At 45.8% G+C, this 14553-nt stretch carries 12 protein-coding genes; 3 read left to right on the top strand and 9 right to left on the bottom strand.

Features of this window, described 5'->3' with window-relative positions; all coding sequences use genetic code 11:
* Positions 1–4 precede the first annotated feature (4 nt).
* The gene (locus tag H8705_RS03890) at positions 5–5428 is read left to right on the top strand and encodes an InlB B-repeat-containing protein (protein WP_262394543.1); all 5424 of its coding nucleotides are present in this window, start codon (positions 5–7) and stop codon (positions 5426–5428) included.
* Between the two features lie 71 nt (positions 5429–5499).
* On the opposite strand, the gene H8705_RS03895 is transcribed toward H8705_RS03890, so the two are convergent.
* From H8705_RS03895 to H8705_RS03935, 9 genes are all read right to left on the bottom strand, one after another.
* Entirely contained in the window at positions 5500–6159 is a 660-nt protein-coding gene (locus H8705_RS03895) for an HD domain-containing protein (protein ID WP_262394544.1), read from the bottom strand.
* A 136-nt stretch (positions 6160–6295) separates the two neighbouring features.
* On the bottom strand, positions 6296–7363 hold the full coding sequence (locus H8705_RS03900) for a type IV pilus twitching motility protein PilT (protein ID WP_262394545.1): 1068 nt from the start codon (positions 7361–7363) through the stop codon (positions 6296–6298).
* An 18-nt stretch (positions 7364–7381) separates the two neighbouring features.
* Positions 7382–7843 (bottom strand): hypothetical protein, encoded by a 462-nt coding sequence (locus H8705_RS03905; protein WP_262394546.1) that lies wholly within the window; start codon positions 7841–7843, stop codon positions 7382–7384.
* 27 nt (positions 7844–7870) lie between these two features.
* Positions 7871–8305: a type IV pilus modification PilV family protein gene (locus H8705_RS03910; protein ID WP_262394547.1), complete on the bottom strand. Its 435-nt coding sequence runs from the start codon at positions 8303–8305 to the stop codon at positions 7871–7873.
* A 26-nt stretch (positions 8306–8331) separates the two neighbouring features.
* Complete coding sequence (locus H8705_RS03915; protein ID WP_262394548.1) at positions 8332–8817, bottom strand: DUF4860 domain-containing protein; 486 nt, start codon at positions 8815–8817, stop codon at positions 8332–8334.
* A gap of 28 nt (positions 8818–8845) precedes the next feature.
* Complete coding sequence (locus tag H8705_RS03920; RefSeq protein ID WP_262394549.1) at positions 8846–9187, bottom strand: hypothetical protein; 342 nt, start codon at positions 9185–9187, stop codon at positions 8846–8848.
* An 18-nt stretch (positions 9188–9205) separates the two neighbouring features.
* Positions 9206–10261: a type II secretion system F family protein gene (locus tag H8705_RS03925; protein ID WP_262394550.1), complete on the bottom strand. Its 1056-nt coding sequence runs from the start codon at positions 10259–10261 to the stop codon at positions 9206–9208.
* 26 nt (positions 10262–10287) lie between these two features.
* Positions 10288–11430: a transglutaminase-like domain-containing protein gene (locus H8705_RS03930; RefSeq protein ID WP_262394551.1), complete on the bottom strand. Its 1143-nt coding sequence runs from the start codon at positions 11428–11430 to the stop codon at positions 10288–10290.
* Positions 11431–11463: 33 nt separating this feature from the next.
* Positions 11464–12204 carry a sortase gene (locus H8705_RS03935; protein WP_262394552.1) on the bottom strand — a complete coding sequence of 247 codons (741 nt, stop codon included), beginning with the start codon at positions 12202–12204 and terminating at the stop codon, positions 11464–11466.
* Positions 12205–12414: 210 nt separating this feature from the next.
* Between H8705_RS03935 and H8705_RS03940 the strand changes: the two genes are divergently transcribed.
* Together H8705_RS03940 and H8705_RS03945 are read left to right on the top strand one after the other, a co-directional pair.
* Entirely contained in the window at positions 12415–13626 is a 1212-nt protein-coding gene (locus tag H8705_RS03940) for a BTAD domain-containing putative transcriptional regulator (protein WP_262394603.1), read from the top strand.
* Between the two features lie 132 nt (positions 13627–13758).
* The gene (locus tag H8705_RS03945; RefSeq protein ID WP_262394553.1) at positions 13759–14526 is read left to right on the top strand and encodes an SDR family NAD(P)-dependent oxidoreductase; all 768 of its coding nucleotides are present in this window, start codon (positions 13759–13761) and stop codon (positions 14524–14526) included.
* Positions 14527–14553: the final 27 nt, after the last annotated feature.

Consider the following 14553-nt stretch of genomic DNA (forward strand, 5'->3'; position numbering starts at 1 on the left):
AGAGATGAAAAGATTTCTAAGTGTAGTGTTAGCAATTATTGTTCTAGTTACTATGCTTCCGGTCTCTGTATTTGCTACAGAACCAGCTGCAGGGGATTCTCTTGAGTGGGATAACCCTGGGTCATTGAAGCTGACCAAAACAGCGACGGCGGATCCGCAGGATGCTCATTCCTTTACAGTTACCCTGACAATTGAAGGAAAAGACAAAGCTTCTGCATCTCCGGCTGACGTGGTTATTCTTATCGACCAGTCGGGCAGTATGAGCCGTACGGATATGTCCCGGGCGAAAGCTGCGGCAAAAACGATGATCGACTCTCTGATGCCAAATTCTTATTCTCAAACCCAGGTAGCAGTAGTTCCTTTTGATACCAGGGCGAGAGATGCTCTATTAGGCGGATTTGTAGATTATACAAAAAGAGAACAGCTGAAAGCTCAGATTGATAACGGTAGTGTCATTTCGAACGACCCGCCTAATAGCTATAATACCAACACTCAGGATGCGCTCCACAGTGCAAGATCTTTGCTGGCGACTCAGCCGTCTACCCATCAAAAATTTATTGTTGTGCTCAGTGACGGCGCTCCTACGCAAAGCTTCAAGGCTACGAGAAATTCTGCGGTAGCATACGATGGATTCCTTGAGGCGCAGATTAATTTCGGCAGCGGAAGAAGGCCGGACTGGCGGCCTTTTAAAGATAATTTCCGTATTACAGAGTTTGATTACTCCACCATGCTCGGTGACGGAAATAGTTATGAGTTAGGTAGATATCAAAAATATTATGCCGATACTAATAGAAAATTTTATGTAGATGACAATGGTATCGCTACTATTTCCGAAGCATACCTGGCGAAAGCGGAAGGCGCTACGATCTATTCTATTGGCCTAGGCCTTGGCACCACTGGTACGGCGTACTATACCATGCTCAACTGCGCCACCAGCGCGGCCCATGTAAAAAATGCTACAGACAACAGCGAATTGCAGAAAATATTCAGCGACATCGCAGGAGAAATATCCAACGCCGCTACCAATGGCGTTGTTACCGACCCGATGGGAGAATATTTTGATTATGTTGCCGGTACAGTAACCACCAGCAATGGAGTTACTCCGACCTTCAATTCAAGCTCGGAAACTTTCACCTGGAATGTAGGGACCATTACGGAAGGTACTCCGGTAACCATGTCCTATAAGGTTACAGTTCCGGAAGATAAAAAAGCACTTCTTCAGAACAATGATCCCAATCAGCTATATCCTACGAACCTGCGCACTTACCTTACCTACACGGATGTGTATGGAACAGAAAACTCTGTAAAAGATTTCCCGATACCGGAAGTTCCTCTGCCCAATGACCGCGGTACCATTACCATCAAAGGTTACTTGGTAAATGAGGACGGCGTGCTTGTTGCTCCCAACGGTTCCCTTTTGACAGATGCTGCTGATGCGCAGCGGTATGATTTGGCAGCGCCGGTAGGAGAAGCGGTACGTTATGTAAATCCTTATGATGGTCCGCTGAAAGGTTCCTATGCTTTCTATTTCAACGGTACCGCGGGCTATCGTCCAAGTTATTATACGGTGCCTGTATTTGATACTCCTACAGGATATGTCCTTTATAATCCGAGCCAGACGACGACCAATGTAACAGTGGGTGCGGACAATGTAAACGCCATTGCTTGGTTCCCGTTTGTAAAGCTGCAGTACGGTGATCTTCAGGTAAGCCATAAGATCGGTTCTGCGGATGCAGTGATAGATGCGCAGCAGTCTCAGGAAGATTTGGATATTGATACGCCAGTGACCGTTAACGCATTGGCTGCGGACGATTCTTCCCTCAATGGCCATGTCCTTTCCGAGGTTTGGATCAATGGTGTGAAACAAGCCACAGCGACACAGACTGTAAATACCACCATTACCACCGATCCAACAACAGTATTGTTTGTATATGCGGCCAAAAGCAATCTTTCCGTAGATATCAGATATGTCGACCAGGCGAAAGTGAAGTCTGATGGCACCTACGCCGAGGCAGACGATATCTCTACAAAGATTATCAGAACAGGTACTTTTGATACGGCGTATGAAGTTACTGAAAAGATTATTCCCGGTTATGATTTTGTAAGAACAGATGATCTCAATAACGGGAAATTTGCCGATCCGAGTCAAACTGTGTATGTAGTATACAAAGCGAGAGAGGATACCGCATACAAAGTAAATCACTTTAAACAGGTAAGCAGTGCGACAGGCGAACTTTCTTACCCGCGTATTCCAAATAAAGTAGAGGATAAGACTGGAACTACTGGCGGCCAGACAGAAGCAGCCGCATGGCAGCCTTTCCTTACAGAAGGATATGTATTAGCTGGAGCCATTACCCAGCAGGTGATTAAGGGCGACGGATCTACAGAAATAAATGTATATTATAATCTGGTTGCTCATAATGTGACCTATGATGCCAATGGAGGCTCTAATCCTCCAGTCGACGCGGACACTTATTATAATGGAGAAACGGTAACAGTAAAATCTGACGCAGGAATGACCTTTGCCGGTCACACCTTTGATGGCTGGTACACTGCGGCACAAGGCGGTACCGAATACAACTCCACCTTTACGATGCCTAACAACAATGTAACCTTGTATGCTCACTGGAAAACTAACAATTATCCGGTGAAGGTGGAATATCATCTTGGCACAGCGAATGGTCCATCGGCAGGAGCTACTGTAACTCTGGCAGATGAATATGCCTTTGGAACTACTTTGGCTTCTATTGTCGATGCTGATCCGGCGGTAGTAGAGGCGGATCTCTATTATGACACTCATAAAGCAGAATATGGTCATGGCGTAATCCAGTCTCCAGGTGCAGCGACAGTAGGCGCTGGTGAAAACATCATTATCGTTGTTTACCCGCAGCTGGAGATGGTAAATGTTGACTTTGTGATTGTGGGCGATGAAAATAACCCGCTGCCGAGCACCCAGCGCTTTGTTGTTGGCGGAACCGCGACAGATCCGACCGATCTGCCGAGTCTGCCGGAAGGAAAAGTTCTGGACGGATGGTATACCGATGAAGATTGTACTGTAGAATACAACTTCAGCACAGCGGTAACAACAGATATTACTTTGTACGCGAAGATGGTGCAGACCTACAGCGTAACCTATGACGCTAACGGCGGCAGCAATCCCCCGCAGGACAATGACAGCTATACAGAAGGTGAGACAGTCACTGTACTGGGACAGGGCGATATGACCAACGGAGATATGGTATTCGACGGTTGGTTTACAGCGGCAGAAGGCGGCAGTGAATATGGTTCCAGCTTCTTGATGCCTGCAAATGATGTCACCCTTTACGCTCATTGGAGAGCTAACACCTATCCGGTGAAGGTGGAATATCGTCTTGGCACAGCGAATGGTCCATCGGCAGGAGCTACTGTAACTCTGGCAGATGAATATGCCTTTGGAACTACTTTGGCTTCTATTGTCGATGCTGATCCGGCGGTAGTAGAGGCGGATCTCTATTATGACACTCATAAAGCAGAATATGGTCATGGCGTAATCCAGTCTCCAGGTGCAGCGACAGTAGGCGCTGGTGAAAACATCATTATCGTTGTTTACCCGCAGCTGGAGATGGTAAATGTTGACTTTGTGATTGTGGGCGATGAAAATAACCCGCTGCCGAGCACCCAGCGCTTTGTTGTTGGCGGAACCGCGACAGATCCGACCGATCTGCCGAGCCTGCCGGAAGGAAAAGTTCTGGACGGATGGTATACCGATGAAGATTGTACTGTAGAATACAACTTCAGCACAGCGGTAACAACAGATATTACTTTGTACGCGAAGCTGGTACAGACCTACAGCGTAACCTATGACGCTAACGGCGGCAGCAATCCTCCGCAGGACAATGACAGCTATACAGAAGGTGCGACAGTCACTGTACTGGGACAGGGCGATATGACCAACGGAGATATGGTATTCGACGGTTGGTTTACAGCGGCAGAAGGCGGCAGTGAATATGGCTCCAGCTTCTTAATGCCTGCAGATGATGTCACCCTTTACGCTCACTGGTCGAATCCAGTACCAGAAGAAATTTCTTACACGATCGTATACTACTATGACGGTCAGCTGGATGAAACCAAAACAGAGAATCTGAGCGGAGCTATCGGCGATGTTATCGAAGATTATCCGAATAAGGATGAAGACGGAAAATATATAGAAGATCCGGATACCCCGTATGAAAACTTCCCCCTGACTTTGGCGGAAGAGATGCAGGATAGTGAAATCCGGGTATACTATATCACCAATGAAAATCCAGAAGCGGATGGTACGATCGAAATTGATCATGTGTACAGATACAATTCCAATTCTCATACTGTAAATGAAGAGAAGAATGCAGACTTTGGTGAAATTGATATCCATGACCTTCTGAAACTTCGTTCCCCGAAAGACAAAAAGATTTATAAGTATGTAAGTGCAAGCGTTGTACGAGTAAAGCTAGACGGGGAAGAAGAGCTGGCGGAAAAAATGGAAGAGTTTGATGAAGAAGCTTTGCCAGAAGAAGGCGAAGACACCGAAGGCAGCGGCACTGAAGGCAGCGGCACCGAAGGCAGCGGCACCGAAGGTAGCGGCACCGAAGGTAGCGGCACTGAAGGCAGCGGCACTGAAGGCAGCGGCACCGAAGGCAGCGGCACCGAAGGTAGCGGCACCGAAGGTAGCGGCACTGAAGGCAGCGGCACCGAAGGCAGCGGCACTGAAGGCAGCGGCACCGAAGGTAGCGGCACCGAAGGTAGCGGCACCGAAGGTAGCGGCACTGAAGACAGCGGCACCGAAGGTAGCGGCACCGAAGGCAGCGGCACCGAAGGTAGCGGCACTGAAGGCAGCGGCACCGAAGGTAGCGGCAGCGAAGGCGGCAGCACCGAAGGCAGCGGCAGCGAAGGCGGCAGCAGCGAAGGCAGCGGCACCGAGGGCGGCAGCGGCGAAGGCGGCGGCAGCGATAAGAGTGTGCATTCTGGAGTTATCGGAAGCGATGTAAAATCCGATATTGTTGGAGCAAACGATGAGGGTGCTGACCAAAACAAGGGCAAAAATAATGATCTTCAGATCATAGTAGAAAAAGCAGAGCCTGAAAGAGTCGTTCTCGATGGAGATACCTTCATATTTGAAGAAGGCTATGCATATACCGTAACCATCAACTATAAGCGCACAAGCAGCACTCCTGGCGGCGGCGGTGGCGGCGGTAACGATGACGACGATCCGGACAATACCCCGACTACAACAATTCCAGATGAACCGGTTCCGTTGGCCCCTGTGCCAAACTTAGTAACTATCATTGATGAAGAAGTGCCTCTTGGAGCTCTTCCGAAGAGCGGCGGCAACGGCGTAAAAACTGCTGGCCAGGTAGGATTCTTAGGTTTGGTGGTAGGCTCATTGTTAAAACTCTTCAAGAAAGAAGACTAATTTTCTAGTGTATTCCAAAACCCTATTTATAGATAAGGGACCATCAAGCTAGCTTGATGGTCCCTTATCAATTATAAAACAATCTGTTCATTAATGACTAAATGAAATTGCAGTTTTAATAACTCTGCGGCCTTACGGCATAAAAGCATGCGCCCTAAGAATATTTCAAAATAATCCATAACCGCAGAAATATGTGTATCAATATGGATAGAAAGAATAATGGCGGTTTTTTCATCGTTGATTTCTACCGAGCTATCCTCCACTGCGTAATTCACCCGGTCATGAATATCAAAGGTAGACATGTCGTTGTTTCTTACTCGGCTGCGGCGTACGTCTGTTTTATCTGCCAAAATTAAAGCGGCGGCCACTGGGTTTACAGCTACGGCAGTACCTTCGTCATGGTTTCCAATAGCGCCGATAATGGTGGCCAGCTCCTCTGCATCCGCTCCCATTTTATCCAGAATACGAAATGCCATGATCGCTCCGCTTTGGGCATGATCGGTACGGTTGATTACATTGCCAATATCATGCATATATCCGGCAATTTTCGCTAATTCTACTTCACGGTCGGAATATCCCAATTCCTTGAGGATTTCTCCCGCTTTTACCGCTACTTTCATTACATGGGCAAAACTGTGCTCTGTATATCCGAGGACGATCAGAGCTTCATCTGCTTTCCTTATGTAAGTTTTAATCTGTTCATTTTTAATAATTTCTTTAAAAGTCAGCATAAAATTACTCCTAAAATAACGTAGTATTATCATTTTATCCCGTTTATGTAAAAATTACAACCAAAAAATCCTTTTGGAACCACCAAAAGGATTTTTTATAATTATATTATGAAGATTTGCAATTTATATAGACTTTTTATGATATTCCGGCTAATTTTTTCTTCAGCATATCTGGATTGGCGCTGTAAACCAACGCGTCTTTGTCACTGATCAGACCATTCTTTACCAAGTTTAACAGACTGGTATCCATACTAATCATACCGCTGTCAGCGGAAGAATAAATAACCGTATCAATTTGATGTACCTTATTCTCTCGAATCATATTCCGGATAGCGCCGTTGACCTGCATAATTTCAAATGCCGCAACCTCCTCCTGACGGGTGCCGGGGATCAGCTGCTGAGAAACGACCGCTTGTAAAACCATAGAAAGCTGCACACGAATCTGTGATTGCTGGTTAGGAGGAAAAGCGTCGATCACACGGTCGATAGTATTGGCAGCGCCTACTGTGTGTAAAGTAGAAAGCACCAGATGGCCTGTTTCCGCCGCAGTCATCGCCGTACTGATTGTGTTATGATCCCGAAGCTCTCCCAACAAGATAACATCTGGGGATTGACGCAGCGCCGCCCGCAGGGCGGTCACATAACTTTCTGTATCCGTAGAAATTTCACGCTGACTGACAATACTTTTTTTATGGCTGTGCAGATATTCAATAGGATCTTCCAAGGTAATAACATGACTGTTCCTGGTATTGTTAATCAGATCGATCATACAGGCAAGAGTAGTAGATTTGCCGCTTCCTGCAGGGCCGGTGACCAGTACAAGGCCCTTTTTCTTCTGTGCGAGATCTAATACGATTTGAGGAATCCCTAAAGTCTGTGGATCGGGAAGCGCGAAACTCACTACGCGGATTACCGCAGCCAAGGTTCCTCTCTGTTTATAAGTATTTACCCGAAAGCGGGAAATTCCTTTTAAAGAAAAGGAAAAGTCATCATCTCCACAGGAAATCAGTTTTCCAATATCCCGATTACCCGCGAAGGTATAAATATCATTGATAATTTTCTCCGTATCTACAGGCTTTAACATCTCTTCTCCTTGGGAAGAAATATACCCTTGCGTTTTATAAGACAAGGGAAGCCCTGGGATGATAAAAATATCAGAAACCTGCTTGTCTACAGCTTCCTTCAGAACAGCAATCGTTTCCATTGCATACTTCCTTCCGATTTAAGATAGGGGAGGCAAAGCAGAAAAACCGTTTTCGCCAGCCCAAAGGTTGAGACTGTCGTCCTGGGACCACTCTTGCGTATTAACTACCTGCCAGCGGATAATATCTATTCTGCCGTTGGAATACTCCACCTCAATTTCCAAATTTTTAGAGGTATTGATAGGTACTTGCCGCTGGAAAACAGAACCTTGGGACGTCCAGCCCAACTGAACCGCAGCAGCGGAAATTTCTTGGGAAGAAATAGAGTTTAAGGCTTCCTCCAACTGAGCGACACATTCCACTCCCCGGCTGTCGGCTGCATAATATTCTTCCACTGCTTGCGCGGTACGCCGGGTCAGTTTATAATCACTGTTGGCTGAAACAAGGGAAAGGGTAGCAAACGCGGTGAGACACAATACTACAAATACAACCAAGATAGACGAAGCGCCTACGCTGATACCAGTACTGCGTTTTCTTTCCATTGTTATAGCCTCCTTTGCTATCTAAATTCACTGGAGCAATAGTTTATTTACCGTAAGATCATAAATAGGTGCGTCAGTATTTTTTTCAGTATCAATGACCACAAGTGCGGCAGTTAGAATGCTCTCTGTTTTCTTTAAGGTGATGTCCATACGATAAGAGCAGTCTTGAGAACTGGCCATACGCTGCCAATCTTTGTCGTAAAAAACACTGTAGCCGTTTTCTGAAGGAACGGCTCCCAGCAGCTCGCTTAATTTTTCAGAAGAAGCATCCGTCCCCTTGATGGTTTCTGCTGCAGATTGAGAAATAAAAACTGCCTGACTCAAATCGGTGCTTGCTTTTGCCGTAAGGTGAGCGTGGACGAATAAACGCACGCAAATAGCGCTCGCAATGGCAAAGAATAATATCATAATGATCAGCTCTATCAGAAAAAGTCCTGACTTTAAAGAACGCCGGCTTCTCATCGTCCATTCCTCCTTTCAGATGCAAACTATACCGCACACCGGGGAGAGAGTATAAGGGAAACCTCCTGCTCCTTGCTATCTTTGATAGAAAGGAACAACAGACCGTCTTCTGTCTGTTCGATGCTCATTTCGCAGTGAGACATAATCGTCTCTCCATCTTCGGGAGAAGGGGTGTAGTCTTTGGAAACAAACAACTCTTTGAGCTCCCCTTTAGAAAGATAGATTAAAGTTTGATAGGTGTCTCCGGCAGTTTCCTGCTCTAAAACCAGGGCATTGGAGTCGCCGAAACTATCCAGATAAACCGCCCCTTGGCTGTCATGCTGCCGTACTTTTTCACTAAGGTAGGTAAGGGTAGTGCGAGCATCGTAATTATCATTCATACGAACAACAATATCTTCATACACATTTACGCCGATCATAACCACGAACAGGGAAGAAGCAGCCAGCACACAAAACAGCGCCAGAATAAACAGGATATCTATCGCGTGCCGCCGGGACTTGACAGGTGTCATAAAAAACCTCCCCCTTTCCATGTAAAAGTCAGTCTCTATTTTTCTCTAAAGAGAATACCTGAATTTGGGGCATTAAATTGGATCCTACCGATTGATAATGCACCAGATACCGCTGTGGATCCACCCGTAGACCATAATGCTCTTCCAAATAAGAGAAACTCTGAGGATAATGTCCTTCAATAGCATAACATTGTACAGTTGCTCGGCGGATTGCCTGTTCGGTAGACTTCAGCTGCTCTTCCTGTACTGTCTCACTAACATTTTCCAACCCTAAAGAGAAGATGATCAATATGGCCACAAAAAACGCCACAGGCAGCAAGAAATCCCAAAGGACGCCAGGACTTCGCTTTTTTCCAAACCGATGAAACACTACAGTCCGCTCCTTTCTTTAACCAATCGAGGACATAATCCCCATCAATGGCAGCATTACGGAAAGCAGAATCATACCTACAATAATAGAAAGGATCGCAACCAGCGTAGGCTCTAATACAGAAATTAAGCCGTCGATCTGTTCGCCAACCTCTATTTCATACCGGTCGGCGATCTTTTTCATAACCCCGTCCACAGAACCGGTTTTAAAACCTACAGAAATCATACGGGCATATACCGCCGGAAAAATTCCGGCCTGGGTCAGCGCCTCGGAAAAAGAAGTTCCTCCTGCGATATTTTCCTGACATTGAGCAACCTTACTTTTTATATGCTCATCTTCCACCAGTTCTTTGGCCATGGATAGGGAATCATCCACATCCAGTCCGCTGGAAAGCATCAGCGCCATGGCGCTGGCAAACCGGCCGGCGGAAATTTTCTCCGCCAGTTTACGGGTACCTGGAAAACGGTGGAACAACCCAGCAAAAAAATGCGCGCCGCCGCTGGTTTTGCGTACAATCAACATCACAATAACGACAATCGCCAATAAAGCGATTATTACAGCGGAATAACGGTTTAACACCATACCGAACCGCATGATTCCTTGGGACATAGAGGACATCTGGCTTCCCAGCTGTGCAAATACCTCGTTGAAGATAGGAAGTACCTTGATAATCAAAATACCGATTACCACTAACATCATAATGATCATCAGCGCAGGATAGGTTACTGCGCTTTTTATGCTTTTGGAGATAGCCTCGTTACGCTCATAATAGTCTGAAAGGGAATCCATAACTTCTTCCAGCCGTCCGGACTGTTCGCCGATATGTACCATATCCAGCATATATTTTGGGAAAACGCCGGCCGCCTCCAGGCAGGTGGAAAACCCTTCGCCTATCTGGGCGTGCTCCCGGATAATTTTTAATATTTCCTCCCCAAAGGCATTTTGGTTATCATCCTCCATAATGGAAATGCCTTCCTGAACTGAAATCCCCGCTTTTAAAATCAGGGAAATTTGAGAGCAGAAAGCGGACAATTCCGAAGGGGACAAAGGACGGCGGTTATTTTGTTTAGCCATGGGACCACTCCTTTTCACAATCAGGATTAATAAACATAAACTCTTTGATAGTTAGCGGTATTTTCGATAAAGGACATAATTTCAGGGCTGCTATTGGCGTTGGAAGCGAACGTCGGATCCATTAGTTTCCAGGATTGCCCGTCAAAGTAAATAATGCCATTGACCCAGCCCTGCTCGGTGAGATATACGCTTATCCAAGCGTGGTAAGTTCCTCCGGTAACATATCCCACTTCCAAACGAGTAGGAATATTCTGGGTGCGCAGCATAGTAGCCATCAATGCCGCGTAATCAAAACAGATCCCTGTTTTGGAGGACAGCGTACTGTCCGGCGAAGGCAGATAACCGGATTTTACCGTAGCGGCTTTATTATAATCATAGCTTATGTTGGTCACAACATAGTTATAAACGCTTTGCACCACGTCCAAATCAGTAGACGCCCCATTAGCCAGCGCCGCGCCTTGTGCTACCGCGGTGGAATTGGCGTTAAAGTTTACATACTGGCTGGGATAGAGGTAAGGAAGAAAAGCACCGCGCAAAGATACTTCCACATTCTGTGCCAAGGCCAGCGCATATTGGCTGTCATACACATTTTCATAAACATTGATAGAATAAGTTCCATTTCCACCGGTCAATGGAAAATATTCGTAACTGCTGCCCTTGAGATTATATGTATAGGTGGTACCGCCGCTGCGGGTAATCTGCAGTTTTATTTTGCCGACGCTTCCGGTATATTTTACGGCGATATACCCTTCCGAAGTATTAGAAGCGTCAATAGAAGCTTTAGAGTTGGAGTATACGGTAGTCCCTGGGGCGGAAGGGGTCAATACGGTAGTTTGCACCGGGCGCGCCGCTCTGGGAACGGTATTCTCTTTAATTTCCATAGAAGAGACCACGCTAAGCGCCGCCAGAGAAGAGATAGCCTCAATATGGCTGCCTTCAAGGGAAGGGGCCTCTTGTGCCAGAGAACTTTCTTCAGAAGAAATATCTCCAAAGGAGCGCTCTTCCGCCTCGGAAGGTTCCTGGATCAAAGGGGAAGAAGCGGCCTGCGACACAGGGTCCGCTTGAGATATTATATTTTTTTGTTGAGGGGCCGCGCATCCGACCATAAGAATACAGATCGAGGCACAGCAAGCCGCCAACCGCAAAATTATTTTTTTATCAGGGGTCACAGTCCTGTCCTCCTATTCTAACACAACAAAATCTTATTCTGGTAACATTTCTGAATTTGGGGAATTGTCTTGCGGCACAAACTCCATGGGGTTCTCCTCTTTGGAAGAAACCTCAGGCATATGGCTTTCTTCCTGTATGGGAGAAATATCAACCAGCCGAGAAGTGACAATAATCCGATTTAAGGAAGTACCGATAGGATCACAAGAGGTGAGCGTCAGACAGGGATACTCTTTTACACGAATAGGGTCCCAGTTTTCCGCATCGACAATTTCGGTACTTTCATATTCATAAGTATACTGCATACCATCATATTCTAAATACAACAGGTCCCCTGAGACAATGGTATCGATATAGTAAAATTCTTGTCCATAAATATCCCGATGACCTACAATACTGGTATTTCGATTTCCTTCTCCAGGAAGCTGGCCGTAATCATAAAGCCCCACGCCTTTGCTCATAACCTCTTCCGAATTTCCATCAAATACAGGAATGTCCAAATTTAATCGAGGTACGATTAAGGTCATTTCTCCATCTACATACGCCTCCCTCTCCGGGGTAGTGATCAGTTTGCCCACCGGGAAAGCCGGGACGGGCTCTTCCTGCAGGGAAGAAGGAGGGGCAATACTCGAAGAAGGGGGTGCAGACTCCTGGGGCTTGGGTTGCTTTTTCAATGAATTTATATATAATGAATAAAAAACTAGAAATGCGCCCACGATGATTAAAAGAGTACTCGCCAGATTTTTCCTGGTAATTTTAATATGAGGTATTTGCATATATTTCCAGCCTTTCAAGGTAATCCGTCAAAAAAATAGTTACTTCTTTATTATAATAGATATGGAAGAAAAAATCAAAGAAATTAGTGAAATAATCAGCTAATTATAATAATGAAAACTCTTTAAAAAAATAAGAATATTTGATATAATAATTATGTTAGGAGATATGTTAGAGTTGTGAATGTTTTGTCAAAGGAGGTTATAGTGGCAATGATACAGGCAGTAACCACGGATCAAATCCAGGTTAAAATGTTTGGAGGCTTTTCTCTGTCCAGTGAAGGAATCACTATTGACGACAGAGGGAGCCGACAGCGTCAGTTGTGGAATTTGTTGGAATATTTGATTGCCTCCAGGCGCAAGACGGTATCACAGGAGGAGCTTATTTCTGTTCTATGGCCGGACGACAGCGCAGAAAATCCATCTAGTGCGTTAAAAAACTTAGTGTACCGAGCGCGCAATCTTTTGAAAGAGAAAGGGTTTTCTTTTGCCAAAGAAAGCATTGTGATGATTGGCGGAACCTACGCTTGGAATAAGAATTTGGATTGTGTCGTGGATGTGGAAGAATTTGAGCAGTTGATACAAAAGGCCGGCGACCAGACGCTGCCTGAAGAAGAGCGTATCGCACTTTATCTTGAATCGCTTAAATTGTACGAGGGAGATTTCCTGCCTAGTTCCGGCTATGAAGAATGGGTAATTTCCCTGAATAGCTATTACCGTTCCATGTATTTTAAATGTGTGTATGACGCCATTGATCTTTTAATGAAGAAAGAACGGTTTGATGAAATTCGTTCGATTTGCGAAAGAGCGATTATTATTGATCCTTTTGAGGAACGGGCCCATAAATATTTAATCTACTCGTTGATAAAACAGGATAAGCAGGCTGCTGCGCTGGAACATTATAACCGGGTGACAGATCTGTTCTATCGGGAATTGGGAGTAAAACCTTCGGAATCTATGCGCAATCTTTACCGAGAGATTGTAAAAGCGGTCAATAGTGTGGAAACTGACTTGGGCGTAATAAAAGAAGATCTGAGCGAACACAGCATGATCGACGGGGCTTTTTACTGTGACTATGAGGTTTTCAGAAATATGTACCGGATGGAGGCAAGGACCGCCGTTTGCTCCGGACAGAGTATATTTATCGCTTTGTTTACTGTGACGGACCATACAAATCAAGTGCCGGAAACTAAAATTTTGGGAAAGGTGATGGATGTGCTTCTCCAATCTGTCCAGAAAAGTCTGCGAAAAGGAGATGTGGTTTCCCGTTTTAGTTCCACACAGTATGTGTTGATGCTGCCTACTCTTACTTTTGAAAACGGACAGATGGTGCTTTCTCGTATATTAAAGAAATTTTCTGCCGCTTATCACGGCAAGGACATTAAAGTGCATACCACCTTGCAGCCGCTGGATCCCATAGGGTAATGACAAGCTTTCCGCCGCCTGTTTCGCAGGCGGCGGTTTTGTTATATACAAGTTGACATTGAACGTTGCCAGGGTATATACTAAACGCAAGGTATATGGGTTTTATTCTAATCATTCGAGGAGGTAAAATCTATGCGTTTGCAAGGAAAAGTTGCGTTTATTACTGGAGCCGCTTCCGGAATGGGGAGGGCTTGCTCGATCCGTTTTGCCAAGGAAGGGGCAAAGATTATTGCCTGTGATATTAACGATGAGGGCCTTGCCCAGACCGAGAAGCAGGTGAAAGAAGCGGGAGGGGAAATTCTTGCCCTTCATTTGGATGTGACCAAGGAAGAACAGTGGCAGTCTGTCGCCAAGAAAGCCGCTGAAAGATTTGGGAAAATAAATATCCTGTTCAACAGCGCGGGAATACTCATCTCGAAGCCCTTGGTGGAGACGACCTTGGAAGAATGGAACCGGTTGATGGCAATTAATGTTACCGGTACTTTCTTAGGGATGAAGCATATTATTCCTCTTATTGAGAAAAGCTCCAGCAGCAAAGAATTTGGAAGCGTTATCAATGTATCGTCCGACGCGGGACTAATGGGTTATGTAGATTATGTCTTATACGGCGCCAGCAAGGGCGCGGTGCTTATGATGACAAAGGATGTAGCCTGTGAGTATGCCAAAAGAAATGTACGGGTCAACTGTATTAACCCCAGCTTTACCGACACCAATATGGTAAGGGAGCTGACAGAAGGAGAGGACCCCACCAAAGTAGCGGGATATGTCACCCCAATGGGACGGGTGGTCCAGGTGGATGATATCGCCAATTTGGTGGTATTCTTAGCATCGGATGAATCCGCATGTATTAATGGCCTGCCGGTCTCTATTGACGGCGGCGGCGTAAACTTTATGGAATAAGCAGATTAAAAAGCCTGACGGTGTCGC

The organism is Youxingia wuxianensis, from assembly GCF_014385085.1.
Classification (GTDB): Bacteria; Bacillota; Clostridia; order Oscillospirales; family Ruminococcaceae; genus Youxingia; species Youxingia wuxianensis.

Coding starts and splice junctions, on each gene's coding strand:
- H8705_RS03890 (WP_262394543.1), top strand. CDS start 5: ATGAAAAGATTTCTAAGTGTAGTGTTAGCAATTATTGTTCTAGTTACT.
- H8705_RS03895 (WP_262394544.1), bottom strand. CDS start 6,159: ATGCTGACTTTTAAAGAAATTATTAAAAATGAACAGATTAAAACTTAC.
- H8705_RS03900 (WP_262394545.1), bottom strand. CDS start 7,363: ATGGAAACGATTGCTGTTCTGAAGGAAGCTGTAGACAAGCAGGTTTCT.
- H8705_RS03905 (WP_262394546.1), bottom strand. CDS start 7,843: ATGGAAAGAAAACGCAGTACTGGTATCAGCGTAGGCGCTTCGTCTATC.
- H8705_RS03910 (WP_262394547.1), bottom strand. CDS start 8,305: ATGAGAAGCCGGCGTTCTTTAAAGTCAGGACTTTTTCTGATAGAGCTG.
- H8705_RS03915 (WP_262394548.1), bottom strand. CDS start 8,817: ATGACACCTGTCAAGTCCCGGCGGCACGCGATAGATATCCTGTTTATT.
- H8705_RS03925 (WP_262394550.1), bottom strand. CDS start 10,261: ATGGCTAAACAAAATAACCGCCGTCCTTTGTCCCCTTCGGAATTGTCC.
- H8705_RS03935 (WP_262394552.1), bottom strand. CDS start 12,204: ATGCAAATACCTCATATTAAAATTACCAGGAAAAATCTGGCGAGTACT.
- H8705_RS03940 (WP_262394603.1), top strand. CDS start 12,415: ATGATACAGGCAGTAACCACGGATCAAATCCAGGTTAAAATGTTTGGA.
- H8705_RS03945 (WP_262394553.1), top strand. CDS start 13,759: ATGCGTTTGCAAGGAAAAGTTGCGTTTATTACTGGAGCCGCTTCCGGA.